This window comes from Saccharopolyspora sp. NPDC002376 (assembly GCF_053593195.1).
This window is the reverse complement of the sequence record NZ_JBSFBZ010000088.1, coordinates 1-20,255: the sequence shown is the minus strand read 5'-3', so window position 1 is coordinate 20,255 and position 20,255 is coordinate 1. Positions and strand designations below refer to the sequence as shown.

The 20,255-nt window shown below is 69.3% G+C and carries 21 protein-coding genes; 9 read left to right on the top strand and 12 right to left on the bottom strand.

Going from position 1 to position 20,255, the window contains the following annotated elements; all coding sequences use genetic code 11:
* Window positions 1-301 precede the first annotated feature (301 nt).
* Window positions 302-700, bottom strand: a complete 399-nt coding sequence (locus tag ACWCO2_RS34670) for a phage holin family protein (protein WP_450132033.1) — start codon at window positions 698-700, stop codon at window positions 302-304.
* Between the two features lie 80 nt (window positions 701-780).
* Window positions 781-1,746, bottom strand: a complete 966-nt coding sequence (locus ACWCO2_RS34665; RefSeq protein ID WP_450132032.1) for a Ppx/GppA phosphatase family protein — start codon at window positions 1,744-1,746, stop codon at window positions 781-783.
* A 246-nt stretch (window positions 1,747-1,992) separates the two neighbouring features.
* Here ACWCO2_RS34665 and ACWCO2_RS34660 point away from each other — a divergent pair, with 246 nt between their 5' ends.
* Window positions 1,993-3,039 (top strand): LLM class F420-dependent oxidoreductase, encoded by a 1,047-nt coding sequence (locus tag ACWCO2_RS34660; protein WP_450132031.1) that lies wholly within the window; start codon window positions 1,993-1,995, stop codon window positions 3,037-3,039.
* A 55-nt stretch (window positions 3,040-3,094) separates the two neighbouring features.
* Here ACWCO2_RS34660 and ACWCO2_RS34655 read toward each other — a convergent pair whose 3' ends face one another.
* Together ACWCO2_RS34655 and ACWCO2_RS34650 are read right to left on the bottom strand one after the other, a co-directional pair.
* Window positions 3,095-4,438 carry an MFS transporter gene (locus ACWCO2_RS34655; RefSeq protein ID WP_450132030.1) on the bottom strand — a complete coding sequence of 448 codons (1,344 nt, stop codon included), beginning with the start codon at window positions 4,436-4,438 and terminating at the stop codon, window positions 3,095-3,097.
* Between the two features lie 164 nt (window positions 4,439-4,602).
* Entirely contained in the window at window positions 4,603-5,568 is a 966-nt protein-coding gene (locus ACWCO2_RS34650; protein WP_450132029.1) for a D-2-hydroxyacid dehydrogenase family protein, read from the bottom strand.
* Between the two features lie 307 nt (window positions 5,569-5,875).
* Between ACWCO2_RS34650 and ACWCO2_RS34645 the strand changes: the two genes are divergently transcribed.
* On the top strand, window positions 5,876-6,622 hold the full coding sequence (locus ACWCO2_RS34645; RefSeq protein ID WP_450132028.1) for a cupin domain-containing protein: 747 nt from the start codon (window positions 5,876-5,878) through the stop codon (window positions 6,620-6,622).
* Here ACWCO2_RS34645 and ACWCO2_RS34640 read toward each other — a convergent pair.
* Window positions 6,585-6,884, bottom strand: coding sequence for a hypothetical protein (locus ACWCO2_RS34640; RefSeq protein ID WP_450132027.1), 300 nt, complete (start codon window positions 6,882-6,884; stop codon window positions 6,585-6,587). The two genes, ACWCO2_RS34645 and ACWCO2_RS34640, sit on opposite strands and share 38 nt — an antisense overlap.
* Window positions 6,885-7,267: 383 nt before the next feature.
* Between ACWCO2_RS34640 and ACWCO2_RS34635 the strand changes: the two genes are divergently transcribed.
* The 3 genes from ACWCO2_RS34635 (at window position 7,268) to ACWCO2_RS34625 (ending at window position 9,716) form a co-directional block, all read left to right on the top strand.
* Window positions 7,268-7,702: a hypothetical protein gene (locus ACWCO2_RS34635; protein WP_450132026.1), complete on the top strand. Its 435-nt coding sequence runs from the start codon at window positions 7,268-7,270 to the stop codon at window positions 7,700-7,702.
* A 92-nt stretch (window positions 7,703-7,794) separates the two neighbouring features.
* The gene (locus ACWCO2_RS34630) at window positions 7,795-8,709 is read left to right on the top strand and encodes an ABC transporter ATP-binding protein (RefSeq protein ID WP_450132025.1); all 915 of its coding nucleotides are present in this window, start codon (window positions 7,795-7,797) and stop codon (window positions 8,707-8,709) included.
* On the top strand, window positions 8,706-9,716 hold the full coding sequence (locus tag ACWCO2_RS34625) for an ABC transporter permease (RefSeq protein ID WP_450132024.1): 1,011 nt from the start codon (window positions 8,706-8,708) through the stop codon (window positions 9,714-9,716). The genes ACWCO2_RS34630 and ACWCO2_RS34625 overlap by 4 nt, the downstream gene beginning before the upstream one ends.
* A 43-nt stretch (window positions 9,717-9,759) precedes the next feature.
* Here ACWCO2_RS34625 and ACWCO2_RS34620 read toward each other — a convergent pair whose 3' ends face one another.
* From ACWCO2_RS34620 to ACWCO2_RS34600, 5 genes are all read right to left on the bottom strand, one after another.
* A complete protein-coding gene (locus ACWCO2_RS34620; protein WP_450132023.1) occupies window positions 9,760-10,545 on the bottom strand; it encodes a carnitinyl-CoA dehydratase in 786 nt (261 codons plus the stop codon).
* The gene (locus tag ACWCO2_RS34615) at window positions 10,542-11,411 is read right to left on the bottom strand and encodes an acetate--CoA ligase family protein (RefSeq protein ID WP_450132022.1); all 870 of its coding nucleotides are present in this window, start codon (window positions 11,409-11,411) and stop codon (window positions 10,542-10,544) included. The genes ACWCO2_RS34620 and ACWCO2_RS34615 overlap by 4 nt, the downstream gene beginning before the upstream one ends.
* Window positions 11,357-12,622: a CoA-binding protein gene (locus tag ACWCO2_RS34610; protein ID WP_450132021.1), complete on the bottom strand. Its 1,266-nt coding sequence runs from the start codon at window positions 12,620-12,622 to the stop codon at window positions 11,357-11,359. Before ACWCO2_RS34610 ends, ACWCO2_RS34615 begins: the two co-directional genes overlap by 55 nt.
* 16 nt (window positions 12,623-12,638) lie before the next feature.
* Window positions 12,639-13,799, bottom strand: a complete 1,161-nt coding sequence (locus ACWCO2_RS34605; protein WP_450132020.1) for an acyl-CoA dehydrogenase family protein — start codon at window positions 13,797-13,799, stop codon at window positions 12,639-12,641.
* A gap of 134 nt (window positions 13,800-13,933) precedes the next feature.
* Window positions 13,934-14,467 carry a thioesterase family protein gene (locus tag ACWCO2_RS34600; RefSeq protein WP_450132019.1) on the bottom strand — a complete coding sequence of 178 codons (534 nt, stop codon included), beginning with the start codon at window positions 14,465-14,467 and terminating at the stop codon, window positions 13,934-13,936.
* A gap of 121 nt (window positions 14,468-14,588) precedes the next feature.
* Between ACWCO2_RS34600 and ACWCO2_RS34595 the strand changes: the two genes are divergently transcribed.
* Window positions 14,589-15,377 (top strand): IclR family transcriptional regulator, encoded by a 789-nt coding sequence (locus ACWCO2_RS34595; protein WP_450132018.1) that lies wholly within the window; start codon window positions 14,589-14,591, stop codon window positions 15,375-15,377.
* A gap of 10 nt (window positions 15,378-15,387) precedes the next feature.
* Here ACWCO2_RS34595 and ACWCO2_RS34590 read toward each other — a convergent pair whose 3' ends face one another.
* Complete coding sequence (locus ACWCO2_RS34590; RefSeq protein ID WP_450132017.1) at window positions 15,388-15,843, bottom strand: nuclear transport factor 2 family protein; 456 nt, start codon at window positions 15,841-15,843, stop codon at window positions 15,388-15,390.
* An 86-nt stretch (window positions 15,844-15,929) separates the two neighbouring features.
* On the opposite strand from ACWCO2_RS34590, the gene ACWCO2_RS34585 reads away from it, so the two are divergent.
* Window positions 15,930-16,484, top strand: a complete 555-nt coding sequence (locus ACWCO2_RS34585) for a TetR/AcrR family transcriptional regulator (protein WP_450132016.1) — start codon at window positions 15,930-15,932, stop codon at window positions 16,482-16,484.
* A gap of 97 nt (window positions 16,485-16,581) precedes the next feature.
* On the top strand, window positions 16,582-18,081 hold the full coding sequence (locus ACWCO2_RS34580; RefSeq protein ID WP_450132015.1) for an amino acid permease: 1,500 nt from the start codon (window positions 16,582-16,584) through the stop codon (window positions 18,079-18,081).
* Between the two features lie 112 nt (window positions 18,082-18,193).
* Here ACWCO2_RS34580 and ACWCO2_RS34575 read toward each other — a convergent pair whose 3' ends face one another.
* Window positions 18,194-18,466 (bottom strand): UBP-type zinc finger domain-containing protein, encoded by a 273-nt coding sequence (locus ACWCO2_RS34575; protein WP_450132014.1) that lies wholly within the window; start codon window positions 18,464-18,466, stop codon window positions 18,194-18,196.
* Between the two features lie 91 nt (window positions 18,467-18,557).
* Here ACWCO2_RS34575 and ACWCO2_RS34570 point away from each other — a divergent pair, with 91 nt between their 5' ends.
* A complete protein-coding gene (locus ACWCO2_RS34570; RefSeq protein WP_450132013.1) occupies window positions 18,558-20,123 on the top strand; it encodes a Na+/H+ antiporter in 1,566 nt (521 codons plus the stop codon).
* Window positions 20,124-20,255: the final 132 nt, after the last annotated feature.

Genomic DNA, 20,255 nt, shown 5'->3' with positions numbered 1-20,255 from the left:
GTCATCTCCGGTGATACCGCCCCCTGCCAGCAACTCATCGAGCTCGCTACCGGTGCTGACGTCCTCGCGCACTCACGACGCCTCAGGGCCTGTCGGCGTATGCCGTCCGCGCTTGTGGAAGCGGCGTCAGCCGTTTGGACCACCTACGCAGGGCAACTACCGGCGGGTTCTGAGCGGTTTCCTGGCGAGGACGGCCCCTCCGCCGTGTATTGGACATACATCAGGAGGGGCACCCGCAGTCCAGGGAACCGCTCAGGTTCCGCTAAACGACCACACAAGCAACGCAACCACCAACGGGCTCTCAGCGGCGGTAGTGGTCCTCTTCGGGGGTCTGGGCTCGGCGGATGATGCCCGCCAGGGCGCTGCTGACGATCGTGACGATCAGGGCGCCCCAGAACGCCGGCCAGAAGCCGTCCACGTGGAACGGCAGGCCCAGCTGACCTGCCAGGTAGCTGGTCAGCCAGAACAGCAGGGCGTTGACGACCAGGCCGAACAGGCCGAGGGTCACCAGGTAGAGCAGGCAGCCCAAGGTCTTCGCGATGGGCTTGAGCACCACGTTGACCATGCCGAAGATCACCGACACGGCGAGCAGGGTGAGCACCTTCGCGGTGGTGTCCTCCCCCGCGAGGTCGATTCCCGGCAGCGCGGTGGTGATCCACACCGCCACCATGGTGATCAGGAGCTGCAGCACGACTGCCACGGCGGGTCCCCCTAGGCGAATTCCGGTCATGAACGAAACCGACGCTACCGGCAGTCCGGGATCTCCCGCGGCCGCAGGGGTCAGCGGAACAGCGTCGTCATCAGCTCGCGGACGTCGCCGCCGGTGTCGTCATGGGCCTCGGCGAACCGGAAGACCAGGCCTTCCCGCAGGCCCCAGGGGCAGATCTCCAGCTCGTCCACGCCGATGGCGCTCAGGATGAGGTCCGCCACAATCGCCCCGGCCAGGATGCGGCGGGCTCGGCTGCGTGAAACGCCGGGCAGCGCCGCGCGCTGAGCCTGGTCGAGTTCGGCCAGCCGCGGGATCCAGGGGCGCAGCTTGGCGCGCGAGAGGCGGTCGGGGCGGCGGGCGAGCTTCCCCGGCGAGCTCTCGGTTAGCACCGCCAGCTGCCGCAGCACCTTCGACAGGGCCACCGGATGCCCCAGGTCCCTGTCGGCGAAGCTGCGCAGCGAGCGCGGGATGGTGCGGCGCACGGTCTCGACCAGCTCGTCGACCTGTTCCGGGAGCGGCGGGTCGTCCGGCAGGTATTGCCTGGTCAGCCGGACCGCGCCGATGGGAAGCGAGATCACCTCGTCGGGTTCGAGGTCCAGCCCGGTGGACACGTCGATGGTGCCGCCGCCGATATCCACCGCGGTCATCGGCGCACCGCAACGGGCGTGCCAGCGCCGGGCCGCGTGGTAGGTGACCGCGGCTTCGTCGCGGGGGCTGAGCACGCCGATCCGCACCCCGGCGGCGTCGCTGAGCTCCTCGCGCAGTCGCGTGCCGTTCGCCGCGTCGCGCACGGCCGACGTGCCGAATGCGACCAGCGCGTCCGGTCGCTGGTCCGCCGCAGCGCGCACGCAGTGCTGCACCGCTCGCACGGCCTGTTCCACGCCGCGCTCGTCGACCACGCCGTCGGTGCCGGTGCGCTCGGCGAGGCGGGTGCGTGCCTTCACGCTCCAGTCCGCGCGCGGGATCCGGGACCTGTCGAGGTCGACGATCTCCAGGCGCGCAGCGGTGGATCCGATGTCCAGCAGAGCAAGCTTCATGCCCGGCCCACCCGCACACCACGCGCCCGGTTCGGCGCTGCGGTGGTATCGAGGGACGGCATGCCCCCATTGTCAGGGCCCGAACGACGCGAAAACCCGCCAAATCGACCTTTTCTTGAGAGTTCGATCACATTTGAGCCGGTTTCGGCGATTCCCGCCGGACCGTACTCGGCGGTAACATCGGGACAACCTCGGCGGCGTGGCCGGCTGGGCATCGCCGCTGCCGCAAACCGGAAGGGACGGCCGATGCGCATCGGGATGCCGCTGAACTACAGCGGGGGCTTCAAGGAAACGGTCGACGACCTGGCCACCTACGAGAAGGCCGGGCTGGACATCGTCTACGTCCCGGAGGCGTACTCGTACGACGCGGTCAGCCAGATGGGCTTCATCGCCGCTCGCACCGAACGCCTGGAGATCGCCTCCGGCATCCTCCAGATCTACACCCGCACGCCCAGCCTGACCGCGATGACCGCGGCGGGCTTGGACTTCGTCTCCGACGGCCGCTTCACGCTGGGCATCGGCGCGTCCGGACCGCAGGTCATCGAGGGCTTCCACGGCGTGCCGTACCACGCGCCGCTGGGCCGGACCCGCGAGATCGTGGAGATCTGCCGCCAGGTGTGGCGCCGGGAGAAGGTGGAGCACAGCGGCAAGCACTACAACATCCCGCTGCCCGCCGAGCAGGGCACCGGGCTGGGCAAGCCGCTGAAGCTGATCAACCACCCAGTGCGCGAGCGGATCCCGATCATGATCGCCGCGATCGGGCCGAAGAACGTCGAGATGGTCGCCGAGATCGCCGAGGCCTGGGAGCCGATCTTCTACCTGCCGGAGAAGGCGGGCGAGGTCTGGGGCGAGCCGCTGGCCGCGGGCAAGGCCAAGCGCGACGCGTCGCTGCCGCCGCTGGACGTGGTCGCCCAGGCCCCGCTGGCCATCGGCGAGGACGTGGAAGGCCTGCTCGAATTCGTCCGCCCGGTCCTCGCCCTCTACATCGGCGGCATGGGCGCGAAGGGCAAGAACTTCTACAACAACCTCGCCCGCCGCTACGGCTACGAGGCCGAGGCGGAGCTGATCCAGGACCTCTACCTCAGCGGACGCAAGGAGGAGGCTGCCGCGGCCGTGCCGCAGGACCTCCTGGAGAAGACCGCCCTGGTCGGCCCGGAAAGCCACGTCAAGGAACGCTTGGCGGCGCTGAAGGAGTCCGGCGTCACCACCCTCAACGTCACACCCCTCGCCAGCGACGGCCCCGAGAAGGCCAAGCTCATCGAGCAGATCAAGCAACTCGCCACCGACATCTGATGACCACCAGGTGAGGGCACCTTCGGGCAACTTTCCCGGAGGTGCCCTCATCGCGTCAGGACTCGGTGACTGCTTGGCGGGGTTGAGCGGCCGGGGTGGACTTCGGGCGGGTTTCTCGGAGCAGGAGGGTTGCGACGAAGGTGCACAGACCCATCAGGAGCAGGTAGGCCGAGACCGAGGCCGAAGTGCCCGTCGCCGCCAGCAGGGCCGTCATGATGAACGGCGTTCCGCCGCTGACCAAGATCGCCGCCAGCTGGTAGGCCAGGGACGCTCCGGAGTAGCGGACTCGCGGTTCGAAGAGCTCGCTGAGGTAGGCCGCCAGCGGGCCGTAGTTCAGGCTTGATCCGATGCTGCCCACCGCGGCCGCGATCGCCACGCCGAGCACCGTCGCGGTGTCCACCAGCCAGAAGAACGGGAACGCCCACAGCACCAGCAGTCCGGCGCCGGCCAGGATCAGCGGGCGACGGCCCCAGCGGTCCGAAAGCACGCCGCTGAGGAAGATCACGAGCACGCCGACCACCGAGGACAGCAGGGAGATCGTCAGCAGCGTCTGACGTGGCATGCCGAGCTCGCGGGTGCCGTAGTCCAGCAGGCCCGAGATGCTGATGTAGAAGATCGAGTTGGTGGCGAACAGCAGTCCGGCGCCGAGCAGCACCGTCCGCTTGCGGGTGCGCAGCACCTCCATCAGCGGCGCCCGCACGACCTGCTCGTCCCGCTTCTCCTTGCGGTCCTGCAGTTCCCGGAACACCGGGGTGTCCTCGATCTTGAGCTGGATGAACAGCACCACCGGAGCCAGCGCTGCGCTGGCCAGGAACGGGATCCGCCAGCCCCACGACTGGAACGCCTCCGGGCTCAGCATGGCGCCGACCGCCAGGAACACGACGTTGCCGAGGATCACGCCCATCGGGACGCCCATCTGCCCGAAGGTTCCGGCCATGCCCCGGCGTCGGCCCTCGGAGTTCTCGGTCAACAGCAGCACGATTCCGCCCCACTGCCCGCCGACCGCGATGCCCTGCAGGAATCGCAGCGACACCAGCAGGATCGGGGCGGCCACGCCGATCGCCTCCGCGCCGGGCAGCACACCGATCAGGAAGGTCGCAGCGCCCATCATGATCAGGCAGGTCACCACCGCGGGCTTGCGACCGATCTTGTCGCCGAGGTGGCCGAAGATCAGCCCGCCGATCGGCCGGGCGATGAACCCGGCCCAGAAGGTGGCGAAGGACAGCAGCACGCCGATCAGCGGGCTGGCCCCGGGGAAGAACAGGTGGCCGAAGACCAGCGCCGCGGCCGTGGCGTAGATGAAGAAGTCGTACCACTCGATGGAACTGGCGATCAGCGCTGCGATCAGCAGTTTCTTGGGCGTTCCTGGGGCTTGTTCAGCTGGTGCACCGGCAGTCATCGGCGGGCTCCCTGGGCTGGACGACTAGGGACGAAGATCACGATCAGACCGACTGGTTGGTATGACTGTGATGTGCGTCTCTCGGCCCGTCAAGACCGATTTCTCATCGAGACGGAAGCCGTATCAGTGCCCGATTCGTACGATCAGCGGTGCTCAACGCCCGTTCAGTCAGCGTTGAGGACTCTGACCGGTTCTCCCCGCAGGTAGGTGGCGATGCATTCGACGATGTCGGTGTAGAAGGCCCGGTAGATGTCCTCGGTGACGTAACCCAGGTGCGGCGTGAGCACCGTCCGCGGCGTGCTGCGCCACGGGTCGTCCGCCGGAAGCGGCTCGTGGGAGAACACGTCGATGCCCGCCCCGGCCAACCGACCCTCGTGCAGCGCGGCTTGGAGCGCTGCCTCGTCGACGATCGGTCCGCGCGAGGTGTTGATCAGGTACGCGCTCGGCCGCATCAGGGCCAGCTCGTCGGCGCCGACCAGGCCGCGGGTCCGCTTGCTGAGCACGGTTTGGATGGTCAGCACGTCGGAAGCGGCGAACAGCTCGTCCTTCTCCACCCGCCGCGCACCGGCCGCCGCCGCTGCTTCGTCGGTGAGGTTCTGACTCCAGGCGATCACGTCCATGCCGAAGGCCCGACCGACGTTGGCGACCTGGGAACCCAGCCGCCCCAGCCCGAGCACGCCCAGCGTCCGCCCGTCGACCTCGACGCCGACACCGCCCTGCCAGCCGCCTTCCCGGAGCAGCCGGTCTTCCTCGGGAATCTTGCGCAGCAGCGCGAAGATCAGGCCCCAGGTCAGCTCGGCGGTCGGCGCCCACGGGCGGTCCGATGCACCGCTGCCGGTGCCGGAGACGACAATGCCCAGCTCCCGCGCGGCACCCATGTCGATCGCGGCGTTGCGCATGCCGGTGGTCACCAGCAGCTTGAGATTCGGCAACGCAGCAAGCACTTCGCGCGGGAACGAGGTGCGCTCGCGCATCGCGGCGATCACCTCGAAGGGCGCCAGCCTGCGCACCAGCTCGTCCCGCTCGTCGATGTGCTCGTGGAAGAACTCCACCTGCGCGGACAGGGAATCCCACTCCGCGTAGTCCCGAGCAACATCCTGGTAGTCATCCAAAACCGCAACCCGAACCATGGCAACGATCCTAATGAGGTTTTCCATCCTCGTTTTGCGTGGCGGTGCCGGTAGCGGAACCTCAGCGCCCGCCTGGACTGCGGGTGCCCAACTTGATGTATGGCCAATACACGGCAGTTGGGCCGTCCTCGCCAGGCGAACGCTGAGAACCCGCGGCGGTGCAAGTTGCTTAGGTGGGCTATGCGCCTGCGGCGCATGTGACCCTCACCGCACGGTGCCAGTCGTGCTTCGCGGTCACAGGCCAGACAGGATGAAAGGGCTCAATTCCTGATCGCGCCGATTCCGGATTTCACGAGAAACTGTCGGTGTGACTTCAACGCTGCTGCACCTGCTGCCGCTGAGCACCTTCCACGCCGACCACAGCTCGCCGATCCGTGCCGACAGCCTCCAGAGCGAAGGCTTCGTGCACTGCTCACCGGACGCGCGCACCGCACTCGCCGTCGCCAACACCCTGTTCCGCCCGACGACCGAACCGATGGTCGCGCTCGAACTCGATCCGGCGAAGCTCTCCGCGCCCGTGCGCTGGGAAGCCGCCAACCCCTCCCCACCCGACGGCGTCTCCGCCGACCAGCTGTTCCCGCACGTCTACGGTCCGCTGGAGCGGGGTGCGGTGATCGGGGTCCGCTACGCGCGGCGCGACGTCGCGGGCGACTTCGTCTCCCTGGAGACGCGCAGTCGCACCGCCGAGGAGTTCGACCTGCTGCCGCACCCGTCGGGCGGCTGGTTCCGGCGCACCTGGACCAGTCCGAACGGCGCTCCCCAGCCGGTGGCGACGGCGAGCTACTTCCTGCTCCCGCCCGCGCAGCAATCGGCTTGGCGCTCGGTGGATTCCGACGTGCTCTGGCTGTGGCACCGGGGCGGACCGCTGACGTTGCTGCTGGGCGGCGACGGACCGGAAGCCTCGGCCGAAATCGAGCGGATCGTGCTGGGCGCGGGCGCCGGGCAGTCGCCGCAACTGGTGGTCCCGGCCGGAGCTTGGTATCGAGCGCGGGCCGCCGCAACGGTCGAAACGCTGGTCAGCTGCGTTGCTTCACCCGGCTTCGAACCGGTGTAGGCCGGTCGAAACCGTGCCGCTGGCCGGGCTTGCGCATGGCTCCCGGACCGCCCACCGGCGCTCGACGCGGGGCCGGGATGACGTCGCGCCATCGGATGGCGGGCAGGTGAGGTCTGCTGGCTGGGCGGCGGTGCCGCCCCCGGGCGGGCGTGCGCGGGCCGAGCATCCGGTGCTCGACCCAGGACATCACGATCGGCGAGGCGAGGAGCACGCCGATCCCGATCGACGCGGCCAACGCGAATCCAGCCAGCGAGTTGATCACCGGCACCCACCCCCCATTTGTGTTGCACCGGGCCACCTCGTGCTCGGCGGCTGACGCAACCGCGCCGACCGGCACCACACCGATGCGGGTGACGGGGGCCCTTTCGATTCACCGTATGTCCGGCTGGTCGGAGCCGCTGGGCGCGCACCGCCCGGGTCGCCCGAACAGGTGATATCGGGTGCGGATCCCTTGATCGGGCGGTATGCGCGGATCCGACGCTACTATCGGTTGTCGAGGAGTCCGACCGCCATCGGCGGTGTGACCTGGCCCGCGACCGGGCAACCGAGCAGCAGCGGGGTGCGTGTTCGGCACCAGCCGCCCGTTTTCCGACGAGCGCAGTTCGCACCGGGGGCGGACCGCGAGCATTGGGAGGTATTCGGGTCGTGAGGGGTTACGCCGTCCACCTGCTGTTCCACCTGCTGGCCATGGCGGCCGGCGCCGGTTGCGGCGCGGCGGGCGCGCTCTGGTGGTACGGCGGCGCACCGACCGGCCTGTGGCTGGCGCTCGGCGCGCTGATGATCGGGATAATCGTGCTGGTGCTGGAATGGCTCTACATCAGTGCGAACCAGCCGGAGCCGCCACCCGCACCGCCGCAGCAGACCTACCCGCCGCGGACTTACCCACCGCAGTCCCGCCCGCGGATGCAGGCGCCGCAGCGACCGCGCACCCGGCCCGATGTCGAACCGGTCTCCGCGCCGTCGGAAACCCTGCTGCAACCCGCGCCCGGCAGCAGTTCGGTGGATCAGGAGACCAAGATCTCGGCCACCGACGCCCTCAAATCGCTGGGCACCGCTGACAGGTCGACTCACCAGAGCTGAGAGCTCCTTCTTCCGCAGCCCGGAATTCATCGCAACCGAACGGCACCCTGGCGCGTCCTACGGTCAAGATCAACGACCAGGAGTGCCACACGATGCCTACGCAGGACCATGCCGTCCTCGCCAGGGACGTGCGACGTCGGTTCGGCGCGGTGGAAGCCGTGCGCGGGATCGACCTCGACGTTCCCCACGGCGAGGTCACCGCCTTAGTCGGGCCGAACGGCGCGGGCAAGACCACGTTGTTGCTGATGCTGGCCACGCTGCTGGCCCCGGACTCCGGAGAGCTGCGGGTGGCGGGTCTCGACCCGGTGGCCGAGCCGCTCGCAGTGCGCCGCAAGCTCGGCTGGATGCCCGACACCTTCGGCGTCTACGACCAGCTGACCACCCGCGAGTACCTGGCCTTCTTCGCCGAGGCCTACCGGATCCCGGCCGCCGAGGCGCGGGCCCGGGTCGCCGAACTGCTCGACCTGGTGCACCTCGCGGAGTTCACCGATCAGCCGGTGCACGTGCTGTCACGAGGCCAGAAGCAGCGCCTCGCGCTGGCTCGCGCGCTGGTGCACCGGCCGTCGGTGCTGCTGCTCGACGAACCCGCTTCCGGGCTCGACCCGCGCTCCCGCGTGGAGCTGCGCGACCTGCTGCGGGCGCAGGCGCAGGAAGGCACCGCCGTGCTGGTGTCCAGCCACATCCTGAGCGAGCTGGCCGAGATCGCCGACCGGGTCGTGTTCATCAGCGGCGGGCAGACCGCCGGGCAGCACCGGATGGACGAGCTCGACCACCGCTCCGCGTGGCGGGTGCGGGCGGTCTCCGGTGATCTGCCCGCGGCGTTGACGCAGCGCGGGATCGACCACGTCGCGCACTCCGCCGGGATCGACGTGCAGGTCGACTCCGAGCAGGCCGCGGCGGAACTACTCGCCCAGCTGGTCGCCGATGGCGTGCAGGTATCCAGCTTCGCCCCGGTCGGCAACCACCTGGAGTCCGCCTACCTGGCCTACACCGAGGAGCGCCGATGACCCTCAGCGGTATCAAGATCGTGGCCAAGCAGGAGTTCCGGGTGCGGCTGCGCACCGGCCGCTGGCGCTGGCTGCTGATCGCGTGGGTCGCCGTCATCGCAGCGTTCACCGCGCTGTTCCGGTACTCCCTGGGGCTCACGCGCTCGCATTCCGAGGTAGCCATGAACAACATCGGCCTGCCGATGTTCGGCACCCTGATGCTCTTCGTGCTCGGGCTGGCGCTGCTGGTGGCCCCGGCGCTGGCGGCGCAGTCGATCAACGGCGACCGGGAGCGCGGCACCCTCGCCACGGTGCAGGTGACGCCGCTGTCGGCGTGGGAGATCACGCTCGGCAAGTTCGCGGCCGCTTGGACCACCGGGCTGGTCTTCCTCGGGCTGACCCTGCCGTTCGCGGTGTGGGCGGTCCTGGAAGGCGGTGTCGGCCCGCTGCGCGCCCTGGCGGTGGTCGCGGTCGTCGCGCTGCTGATCGGCGTGATCTGCGCGATGGCGCAGGGCCTGTCGGCGCTGTTCGCCCGCGGAATCACCTCGACGCTGATGTCCTATCTTCTGGTGTTCGCGCTGAGCGTCGGCACGGTGATCGCCTTCAGCCTGGCGCTCCCGCTGACGTTGCGGGAGTACGAGGCCACCATGACCGACGACGATGCGGGCCAGACCACGATCTACAGCGACGAGGCACCGCAGCCGCAGTACGTGTGGTGGCTGCTGGCGCCGAACCCGTTCGTCATCCTCGGCGATGCCGCACCGGCCCCGCCGATGCAGTTCAACCCCCGCACCGGCAGGGACGAGCCAATGGTCCACATGGATCCGCTGAGCACCATCGGTTGGGGGGCGCGTAGCACGCGCATGGACTTCACCGACTACGACGAGACTCAGCTGGAGTCGGGCCCCGCCGTGTGGCCGTACGGGCTCGGGTTCAACGTGCTGGCCGGCGCCGGCGCCCTGTGGCTGAGCGCTCGACGACTCCGCACACCCGCGCACGGACTGGCGAGAGGCGTGCGAATCGCCTGATCTCCGGTGCGTGCGGTATCGCTCGAGATACCGCACGCACCGCTCAGCGTCCGGTCCACTTTGGACTCCGCTGCTCAGCGAAAGCCCGGGGCCCTTCAAGCGCATCTTCGGAGCGGAGCATCGCTTGGTAGTTCGGCAGGTCACCGCTGCGCATCAGGCGGTAGCCGGACTCGACGTCCAGGGCGGCGGTACGGCGCATGATCTCCTTCACCGCAGCGATCGCCAAGGGCGCTGAGTCGCAGATCTGGTGAGCCATTTCGGTCGCCGCACCGAGCAGGTCGTCGGCGGACACCACGCGGTTCACCAGCCCCCACCGCTCCGCTTCGGCGGCGGTCATGCGGCGGCCGGTGAGCAGCAGCTCGACCGCCACCGCCTGGGGTAGGCGCTCGGGCAGCCGGAGCACACCTCCGGAATCGGCGACCATGCCCAGGGTCACCTCGGTGAGTGCGAACTCCGCGTGCTCGGCGGCGATGATCAGGTCCGCGGCCAGCGCGAGTTCGAACCCGCCGCCCAGGGCCAGCCCGTTGACCGCGGCGATCACCGGCTTGTCCAGGTCGAAGAACTCGGTCAGCCCGGCGAAGCCGCCCGGCCCGTGGTCGGCGTCGATCGCCTCGCCCTCCGCTGCGGCCTTCAGGTCCCAGCCCGCCGAGAAGAACCGCTCGCCCGCGCCGGTCAGCACCGCGACGCGCAGCGAATCGTCCCGCCGGAGGCGGTCGAACGCCTCGTAGAGCGCCTGACTGGTGGCGACGTCGATGGCGTTGGCCTTCGGCCGGTCCAGGGTCACCGTGAGCACCCCGCCGTCGACGTCCGTCCGCACCTGATCAGTCATCGGTCCTCCTTCACCCGGCGGATCAGCACGTCCACCGCCACCGCGCCCCGCGGCGATGCCAGCAGGGGGTTCACGTCCAGTTCCAACAGCGCGTCGTCGCCGCGGGCGTGCTCGGCGATCGCGGCGATCGCGTCCACCACCGCGCGCACATCGGCAGCCGATCCCCGAAAGCCCGCCAGCAGCGGCCAGATCCGCAGGTCGCGCAGGGCATCCTCGATCTGTTCTCGGGTCGCCGGGAGCAGCAGCGTGACCGAGTCGCGCACGAGCTCGACGAGCACGCCGCCCGCGCCGATCGTGAGCGACAGGCCGAACTGCGGATCGCGGCGCACGCCGACGATCAGTTCCGCGACCGCGCCCTCGACCATGCGCTCGACCAGGAACGCGTCGGTCAGTCCGGCCATGTCGGCCACCGCGTCGCGCACCTGTTCCCGGCTGGTCAGCCCGACCCGCACGCCACCGGCTTCGGTCTTGTGCGCCAGATCGGCCGACACCGCCTTGACCACCACCGGGAAGCCGATTCTGGCGGCGGCCTCCGGCGCATCATCCGCACTGGTCAGGACGCCTTCCGGGGTTGCGACTCCGGACGCGGACAGCTCCCGCTTGCCCGCCCACTCGTCGAGCTGGTGCGGCTCGCCGACGACTTCGACCGGAATCTCCAATGGCGCCGTGGCGCCCGATTTTCTTTGCGCAGCACCGATTTTGGCCGCTGCGGAGATGGCTGCGAGGCAGTCCGCCAAGCCTTGCATGGGCGCCACCCCCTCCTCCAGCAGCCGCTCCCCCACCTGCTCCGGGAGCCCTTCCGGCAGGGAACTCACCACGCACGCCGGCGAGCCCACCGTCCGGTGCGCAGCGAGGAAAGCGTCCACTGTGGTCTCCACGGGCCGTCGACGCAGCGGTCCTGGCGGGGGAAGTCGACGAGCAGCAGGTGGGCGTCGAGACCGGCGCCCAGCAGCTCCGCGAAGCAGGTCGTTTGCGCTGGTAGATCACCCCAGATGTAGGTGTGGTAGTCCAGCGGGTTGGCCACCGCCACCCGGTCGCCGAGCAGCCGCCGCAACTGCTGCCCGGTGTCGGCCGGGAACGGCGGGAGGTCCAGTCCGCGCCGCTCGGCGAGGTCGGCGACCAGGGCGGCCTCGCCGCCGGAACAGCTGGCCGAAGCGATCCGGGTGCCGGCCAGCGGACCGTGCACGTGCAGGAACTTCAGCGTCTCCACGAAGGTTTCCACGCGGTGCACCCTGGCCATGCCGAGCCGCCGGAACAGCGCATCGCAGAGCACGTCCGAACCCGCCAGGGAGCTGGTGTGGCTGAGGTTGGCCTGCGCGCCGAGCTCGGAGCTGCCGGACTTCAGCACCGCGATCGGGATCCCCGCGCGCAGCGCCCGCAGGCCGACCCGGGACAGTGCCGCGACGTCGTCCACACCTTCGAGGTGCAGGCCGATCGCGGTGATCCGGGGATCCTCGAGCAGGGCGTCGACGAGTTCCGCGGCGCCCGTCACGGCACCGTTGCCGAGGGTGATCAGCTGTGCCAGCGGTAGCGAACGTCGCTGCATGGTGAGGTTCTGGCCGATGTTGCCGCTCTGCGTGAGCACCGCGACGCCGCGCTCCACCCGACGGCCACCGTGCTGGTCCGGCCACAGCGCGGCGCCGTCGAGGTAGTTGAGCAGGCCGATGCAGTTCGGCCCGATCAGCGGCATCCCCGCTGCTGCGTCCACTAAGGACTCCTGCAGCGCGACCCCGTCCGGGCCGTGTTCGGCGAAGCCGGAGGCGTGGCACACCACTCCCCCGGTACCGCGCGCGGCCAGGTCGGCGACCACGCCGATCGTCGCTTCCTTCGGCACCGCGACGAATGCCGCGTCCGGCGCTTCGGGGAGTTCAGCGGCACTGCGGTAGCAGCGGAGGCCCTCGATCTCGGTCCGGTGCGGGTGCACCGGCCAGATCGGGCCGGCGAAGCCTATGCGGCGGCACTGCCGGATCGCCTCGGCCGCGGCATCCCCGCCGAAGACGGCGACGTGCTCGGGCGCCAGCATTCGGCGCAGATTCTGTTGGCGTGCAGGGGAAACGAACATGGATTCGACGCTCATGACGCACCCGCCGGGGTCAGGCGCCGAGCGGGCGCAGCAGGGAACGGGAGATGATGTGCCGCTGGATTTCGCTGGTGCCGTCCCAGATCCGCTCGACCCGGGCGTCCCGCCAGAACCGCTCGATCGGCAGCTCGGCCATCAGCCCCATGCCGCCGAAGATCTGCAGCGCGCGGTCGGTGATCCGGCCCAGCGCTTCGGAGGCGAACAGCTTGGCCATCGCCGCCTCCTGGTCGGTCATGCCGCCGGCGTCCAACTTCGCCGCCGCCCGCAGGGTGAGCAGCTCGGCCGCGTCGAGTTCGGTGGCCATGTCCGCGAGCTGGAACCCGATGCCCTGGAACTTGCCGATGGGCTGGCCGAACTGCTCCCGCTCCGCCGCCCACCGGATGGCCATCTCCAGCACCCGCCGACCGCGTCCGACACTGGTCGCCGCGACGCTGAGCCGACTCGCGCCCAGCCACTCGCCCATCAGCTCGAAGCCCGCACCTTCCTCGCCGAGCCGCTGCGCGGCCGGGATCCGGCAGTCGGTGAAGGCCAATTCGCACTGGTGGTAGCCGCGGTGCGACACGCATGCCGACCCGCGTCGAACCTCCAGTCCGGGAGTGTCGAGGTCCACCAGGAACGCCGTGATCAGGTTCTTCAGACCGCGCGCGGTCTCCTCGACGCCGGTGGCGGCGAACAGCACGACGAAGTCCGAGGTGTCGGCGTGGCTGATGAAGTGCTTGGTCCCGTTGAGCACGTAGTCTCCCCCGTCGCGCACCGCGCGGGTGGTCATGGACCGCACGTCCGAACCTGCGCCGGGTTCGGTCATGGCCAGGCAGTCGTGGCGCTCGCCGCGGATGGCGGGCAGCAGGTAGCGCTCGCGCTGCTCGCCCTCGCACGCCTGCAAGATGTTGCTCGGCCGGGCGACGAGCATCTGCAACGCGTAGCTGGTGCGGCCGAGTTCGCGTTCGACCAGCGTGACGCCGGTGGCGTCCAGGCCACCACCGCCGAGTTCGGCGGGCATGTTCGCGGCGTACAGGCCTGCTTCCAGAGCCCTGGCCTGGATCTGCTCGGCGAGTTCGACCGGTACCTCGTCGAGGCGTTCGACCTCGTCCTCGTGCGGCTCCAGTTCGGCGGCGACGAACTTGCGCACGGTGTCGACGATCATCTGCTGTTCGTCGGTCAGCTCGAAGTCCACGTCTGCTCCTCAACACCGGTCATCGAACCCGGCTTCGTTCTTCGTTCTTCGTCCTTGTCTTTGAAGCGCCGGAGTCGCTTAGCCCACCTGCGCAACTCGCACCGCCACGGAAAACGGGCCTGGAAACAAACCCTTCAGCGTCGGATGCCCGTGGGGCGGCCCACGGTTTCGGGGATGGGAAGGGCCGCGTGCGCCCGTTGGATCGCGGTCAGGCGTTGCTGGATCTCGTCCGGCATCTCGCTGGACCGGCCCAAGTTCGTGTCCACGTGGACCAGCAGCTGCTCGGCCGTGGCCAGCAGGGCGCCGGTTTCGCCGTGGTGCATCTCGTGGAAGAGGTGCACCCGCTTGGCGTCGTGGTCGAGCACCCTCAGGCTCAGCTCCAGCGGTTCGCCTTCGGCGGCCTCGCGCCGGTTGTGGATGTGAGTCTCCACTGTGTACAGAGAGCTGCCGCTTTCCCGGTACTGCTCGTCGATTCCGAGGTAGCGGAAGAACGCGTCCGAGTTGTCGCCGAACACCAGCAAGTAGCAGGACTCGCTCATGTGGCCGTTGTAATCGACCCATCTCGAACTGACCGACGTCCGGTGCAACCGCAGCGGCACCGGGATCGCCGCGGCGTCGTCCCAGGGCTGATGCCCGCTGCCTTCGTAAGGGGTGACCATTCGCTCCATGTCGTCTCACAATGTGCGTTGGTTGTTCGTGATGTGCGACGGTAGGGAGTTGATGATGATTCCGTCAAGGCCGCACACCCGACCGGACGATCGCCCCGGCCGGGCGGACTAGGGTGGGGTCATGAGTGTGGAAACGGCCCGCAATCAGGACGAACCCCGTTCTTCGACCGGGCGTGTGCAGTCCCTGGACCGCGCCGTCGCACTGCTCAACGCGGTCTCGTCGAGCGCCCCGGAGGGACGGCCGGCGGCCGAACTCGCCGTCGAGTGCGACCTCAACCGGGCCACCGCGTGGCGACTGCTGGCCACCATGGAGCACCACGGACTGGTCGAGCGGAACCCGCTGACCAACCGCTATTCGATCGGCTTCGCGATCAGCCGGATGGCCGCTACCGCGGGCATCGACGGACTGGTGCGCCGCGCGCACGACGTCCTGGAGCGGCTCAGCCACGAGACCGGTGAAACCGCGAATCTCGCTGTGGCGCAACACCTCGGTCTGACCTACGTGGACGAAGTGGCGCCGCCGGTGGTGCTCAGCGCGCGCTGGCTCGGCAGGCAGGTGCCGATCCACGCGACCTCGGCGGGCAAGGCGTTCCTGGCCTGGCTTCCGGACGACGAGGTCGAGTCGATGCTCGCCGGCCCGCTCGCGGAGTACACCTCCACCACCCGAACCGATCGCGCCGCGCTGCGCTCCGAGCTAACCGAGATCCGCGAGCAGGGCTACAGCGTCGGCGTCGGCGAGCTGGAACCGCAGGTCCACGGGGTCGCGGCGGCGGCGCTGGACGCCCGCGAGCGCCCGTTCGCCATCGTCAGCATCTGGGGCCCGCGCGACCGCGTCCCGGAGTCGCGCTTCCCCGAGCTGGGCACCCTCGCCCGCGAAGCCGCCACCGACATCGCGGCCATGATGCCCTGATATCCGCTGGTCAGCGGATCGGAAGCAGCTGACCGCGTTCGACGTCCGGGCGGGGGCCGAAGATCCGGCGTTCCGCGGCGGTGATCGGCACGTCGTTGATGCTGGCTTCGCGACGGCTCATCAGCCCGTCCGCGGCGAACTCCCACAGCTCGTTGCCGTAGCTGCGCCACCACTGCCCCGACTCGTCGCGGCACTCGTACTGGAAGCGCACCGCGATGCGGTTCTCCCGGAAGCCCCAGAGCTCCTTGCGCAGCGCGTAGTCCAGCTCGCGCGCCCACTTCCGCTGCAGGAACACCACGATCTCGTCGCGTCCGGTGACGAACCGATCGCGGTTGCGCCACACCGAATCCGCTGTGTACGCCGCTGCGACGCGCTCAGGGTCGCGGGTGTTCCAGGCGTCCTCGGCGGCTTGGACCTTCTGCGCGGCGGTGTGCTCGTCGAACGGCGGGAAGGGCGGGCGGGACATGTCGAAGCCTCCTACGTAGAGAACGGTCGTTCTCCACGTAGGATAGAGAACGATCGTTCTCCCAACAAGCCCGAAAAGATCGCCACATGGACCGCCACCAGGCCGCGGACACGCTGCTGGACACCGCCGAATCCCTGTTCTACGAACGCGGCATCCAAGCCGTGGGCATGGCTGAACTGCGCGCGACGTCCGGAGTCTCGCTCAAGCGCCTCTACCAGTGCTTCGCTTCAAAGGACGAGCTGGTCGAGGCCTACCTGCGCCGCCGCGACGAGCGCTGGCGGGCAGCGCTGGCCGCACACGTCGAGCAGAGCAACGAGGGAGCGCTCGCGGTTTTCGACTGGCTGCACGAGTGGTTCAGCGAGCCGGGCTTCCGCGGCTGCGCGTTCCTCAACTCGTTCGGCGAGCTCGGCGGCGTGTCACCAGCCGTGGCCGAAGCCACCCAGGACCACAAGCGAGAACTCCACGACTACCTGCGCGACCTGGTCGAACAGCTCGACGTGGCCGGTCCCGGCGAACTCGCCGAGCAGCTGCTCATCCTGGTCGACGGCGCGATCGCCACTGCCGCCGTGAGCGGGCGAGCCGATGCGGCCCTCACCGCGCGATCCGCCGCGGCGGCGCTGATCGCGGCTGCATCGTCGTGAGCAAAGTCGACCGAAAGTCGTGATCTGGGCCACAATCCTTGGTTGAGGTGCGAGCGGGCCAACCCGACCCGCCGGGGCAAGGGTGAGGAGGCCGCCCATGTCAATCATGCGTGTCAAGTCGGTCGAGCAGTCCATCCGCGATGCGGAAGCACCCGAGTTCAAGCTGCGACGCGTGCTGCGGGCCGTGGACCTGCTGGGCATCGGCATCGGCGCGATCATCGGAACCGGCATCTTCGTGCTCACCGGCGTGGCCGCGGCCACCGACGCCGGGCCGGGCATCTCCATCTCGTTCATCATCTCCGGCATCGCCTGCGGACTCGCCGCGCTGTGCTACGCCGAGTTCGCCTCGGTGGTGCCGGTCGCCGGTTCTGCTTACACCTTCTCCTACGCCTCGCTGGGCGAGTTCTTCGCCTGGATCATCGGCTGGGACCTGATGCTGGAGTTCATCATCGGGGCCTCCACCGTGTCGGTGGGCTGGTCCCAGTACTTCGCGCACGCGCTCGATGCGCTGGGCCTGCACCTGCCCGACGCACTGACCTCAGCGCCCGGCGCCGGCGGCGTCATGGACCTGCCGGCGGCGATCATCGCGCTGATCCTGACCGCCGTGCTGGTGGTCGGCATCCGGCTCAGCGCCGCGGTCACCAACGTGGTCGTGGCGATCAAGCTGCTCGTGGTGGTGTTCTTCATCATCTTCGGCGCGTTCTTCATCAAGGCCGCCAACTGGACCCCGTTCATCCCGCCGCACCAGCCCCCGGCACCCGGCGCCGTCAGCGCCCCGCTGGAAGAGCCGCTGATCAGCGCGATCTTCGGGCAGACCGGCTCGTTCGGGCTCAGCGGGCTGGTGGCCGGTGCCGCGCTGGTGTTCTTCGCCTACATCGGATTCGACATCGTCGCCAGCGGCGCGGAGGAGACCCGGCGCCCGCAGCGGGACATGCCGATCGGCATCCTCGGTTCGCTGGCCATCTGCTCGATCCTGTACGTGCTGGTGTCGCTGGTGATGACCGGCATCGTCAAGTACGACCAGCTGGACACCGCGGCTCCGATGGCCACCGCGTTCCAAGCGATCGGCGCGCCGTGGGCCGTCGGGCTGGTGTCGCTGGGCGCTATCGCCGGGCTGACCACGGTGATCCTCATCCTGATGCTGGGCCAGGCGCGGGTCGGGTTCGCGATGAGCCGCGACGGGCTGCTGCCGGTGTGGTTCGCCAAGGTGCACCGCAAGTACCGCACGCCGTACCGGATCACCGTGATCACCGGCATCGTGGTGGCGGTCATCGCCTCGCTGACCCCGATCAACGTGCTCGCCGAGATGACCAACATCGGCACCCTGGCCGCGTTCGCGCTGGTCTCGATCGGCGTGCTGGTGCTGCGCCGGACCCGCCCGGACCTGCCGCGCGCGTTTCGCGTGCCGTGGGTGCCGGTGATCCCGCTCCTGGCCGCGATCGCCTGCATCTACCTGATGCTGAACCTGGAGGGCTGGACCTGGATCCGCTTCGGCATCTGGATGGCCCTCGGCCTGGCCCTGTACTTCCTCTACAGCAAGCGCAACAGCCGCCTCGCCCGAGGCGAAACCATCGAACAAGCCGCCGAAGACCTCTGACCGCGCTCGTGATCCTGCACCACGTCAGGTCCACAGTTTCAATTGAAACTGTGGACCGCCGTGGCTGGAATTTACAGTTTCAATTGAAACTGTGGTTTGCCCGGCGCCGAGCTCACGGCCGGAGTTGTTCGTCGACGTAGCACCAGGTCCAGGACTCGCCCGGTTCGAAGGAGCGGATCACCGGGTGGCTCGTCCGGTGGAAATGGGCCGTTGCGTGCTTGTGCGGGCTGGAGTCACAGCAGGCCACGTGGCCGCACTCGGTGCACATCCGCAAGTGCGCCCACACGTGCTCGTCCAAGGCCAGGCAGTCCTCGCAGCCGTCCGTCCGGCTCGGCTCCGGCATTTGCTCGACGGCATCGCGCAGATGCGCACAACTGGTAGACATCTCAGATCCCCCTCCTGAGCGCTCGGGCGCGAGAATGTCGTGTCGACCGTAACCACGCGGTCCGGCCCACCGCAGCGACACCGGAGCGAGCATGCACGACCTTCCCGAGTTGATGGCCCTGCTCGCCGGGGCCTTGGCGGTGACCGCGATCGCTCACCGCACCCGCCTGCCGGCTCCGCTCGCGCTCGTCGTGGTCGGGCTGGCCGTGTCGTCGATCCCCGGCGTGCCGGACTACACGATCGATCCGAACGTGGTGCTACTGCTGATTCTTCCACCGCTGCTGTACTCCGCGGCGCTGAACAGCTCCACCATCGGCATCCGGGCGAACCTGCAGTCGATCGGACAGCTGGCGTTCGGGCTGGTCCTGTTCACCACGGCGGTAGCCGGGGCCATCGCGTGGTGGCTGGTGCCGGACCTGCCGCTGAGCGTGGCGCTCGTGCTCGGCGCGGTGCTCGCACCACCCGACGCGGTCGCAGCCATCTCGATCGGCCGACGTCTCGGCCTGCCGCGCAAGATCATGACGGTGCTCAGCGGCGAGAGCCTGGTGAACGACGCGACCGCGCTGACCGCCTACCGGGTCGCCGTGGCCGCCGCGGTCGGCGTCGGCTCGTCCCTGGCGGCCGGGGTCGGGATGTTCCTGGTCGCCGCGGTGGGCGGGGTGGTGATCGGCTACGTCATCGGCTGGGTGGTGCGGCGGATCCGGTGGCTGCTGCGCGACGACATGCTGGAGAGCGCGGTCGGGCTGATCGTGCCGTTCTTCGCCTACCTGGTCGCCGAGGAGGTGCACGCCTCCGGCGTCCTGGCCGTCGTGGTGGCCGGCCTGTACCTGGGGCACCACTCGACGTCGGGCAGCGCCGCGACCCGACTGCAGGACCGGGCGGTGTGGAAAGCCGCGGACACGCTGCTCGAGGCGGTGGTGTTCGCGCTGATCGGCGTGCAGCTGCGCAGCGTCGCAGAAAGCGTGTCGATCGACCTCGGGCCGCTGCTCGTCACCGGGCTGGCACTGACCGCCGGGGTGGTGCTCGCGCGGGTGGTGTGGGTCTTCCTGGCGATGTACCTGCCGGAACTGCTGCGGGGTCGCAATCCGAGCTGGCGGGACAAGGTGGTCGTGTCTTGGGCGGGCATGCGCGGCGTGGTGTCGCTGGCAGCGGCGTCGGCTATCCCGACGGCGACGTTGAGCGGTGCACCGTTCCCCCACCGCGCTGAGGTGCTGTTCCTGACGTTCTTCGTAACACTGGCGACGCTGCTGCTGCACGGGAGCACGCTCCCCTGGCTCATCAACAAGTTGGGCGTGCGCGGCACGGAGGACTTCAGCGACGCACTCGCCGAAGCCGAAGCCCAGCACAACGCCGCACGCGCAGCACGCGATCGCCTGGACTCCCTCGCAGAGGAATCCGGGCCACCGAGCGACGTCGTGGAGCGGCTGCAGCAATACGCGGAGCAGCGGAGCAACCAGGCGTGGGAACGGCTGGGGCGGTCCGCCGACGAGGTCGGCGAGAGCCCGACCGAGGCGTACCGGCGGCTACGCGGGGAGATGCTGGCAGCGGAACGAGCGGTCTTCGTCCAGTTCCGCGACAACCGCCGCATCGACGACGAAGTCCTGCGCCGCGTGATGCACCAGCTCGACCTGGAAGAACTCTGGATCTCCCGGGACTGACGCGGTCGTGAGTGCGCAGCCGTGCTGGAGCCGTCGTGAGTGCGAAAACCGGCTGCAACCGGCTTTCGCACCGACGAGCGCGTACATCGGGAAGGCGAAGGCAAAGGCGCCGATCGCCCCCATCATCAGCAC

Bases quoted from the DNA above. Each gene is read 5' to 3' on its own strand.
- ACWCO2_RS34585 (WP_450132016.1), top strand. From the start codon at position 15,930: ATGGACCGCCACCAGGCCGCGGACACGCTGCTGGACACCGCCGAATCC.
- ACWCO2_RS34595 (WP_450132018.1), top strand. From the start codon at position 14,589: ATGAGTGTGGAAACGGCCCGCAATCAGGACGAACCCCGTTCTTCGACC.
- ACWCO2_RS34665 (WP_450132032.1), bottom strand. From the start codon at position 1,746: ATGAAGCTTGCTCTGCTGGACATCGGATCCACCGCTGCGCGCCTGGAG.
- ACWCO2_RS34625 (WP_450132024.1), top strand. From the start codon at position 8,706: ATGACCCTCAGCGGTATCAAGATCGTGGCCAAGCAGGAGTTCCGGGTG.
- ACWCO2_RS34630 (WP_450132025.1), top strand. From the start codon at position 7,795: ATGCCTACGCAGGACCATGCCGTCCTCGCCAGGGACGTGCGACGTCGG.
- ACWCO2_RS34600 (WP_450132019.1), bottom strand. From the start codon at position 14,467: ATGGAGCGAATGGTCACCCCTTACGAAGGCAGCGGGCATCAGCCCTGG.
- ACWCO2_RS34610 (WP_450132021.1), bottom strand. From the start codon at position 12,622: ATGAGCGTCGAATCCATGTTCGTTTCCCCTGCACGCCAACAGAATCTG.
- ACWCO2_RS34620 (WP_450132023.1), bottom strand. From the start codon at position 10,545: ATGACTGATCAGGTGCGGACGGACGTCGACGGCGGGGTGCTCACGGTG.
- ACWCO2_RS34575 (WP_450132014.1), bottom strand. From the start codon at position 18,466: ATGTCTACCAGTTGTGCGCATCTGCGCGATGCCGTCGAGCAAATGCCG.
- ACWCO2_RS34660 (WP_450132031.1), top strand. From the start codon at position 1,993: ATGCGCATCGGGATGCCGCTGAACTACAGCGGGGGCTTCAAGGAAACG.
- ACWCO2_RS34570 (WP_450132013.1), top strand. From the start codon at position 18,558: ATGCACGACCTTCCCGAGTTGATGGCCCTGCTCGCCGGGGCCTTGGCG.
- ACWCO2_RS34650 (WP_450132029.1), bottom strand. From the start codon at position 5,568: ATGGTTCGGGTTGCGGTTTTGGATGACTACCAGGATGTTGCTCGGGAC.
- ACWCO2_RS34655 (WP_450132030.1), bottom strand. From the start codon at position 4,438: ATGACTGCCGGTGCACCAGCTGAACAAGCCCCAGGAACGCCCAAGAAA.
- ACWCO2_RS34580 (WP_450132015.1), top strand. From the start codon at position 16,582: ATGTCAATCATGCGTGTCAAGTCGGTCGAGCAGTCCATCCGCGATGCG.
- ACWCO2_RS34590 (WP_450132017.1), bottom strand. From the start codon at position 15,843: ATGTCCCGCCCGCCCTTCCCGCCGTTCGACGAGCACACCGCCGCGCAG.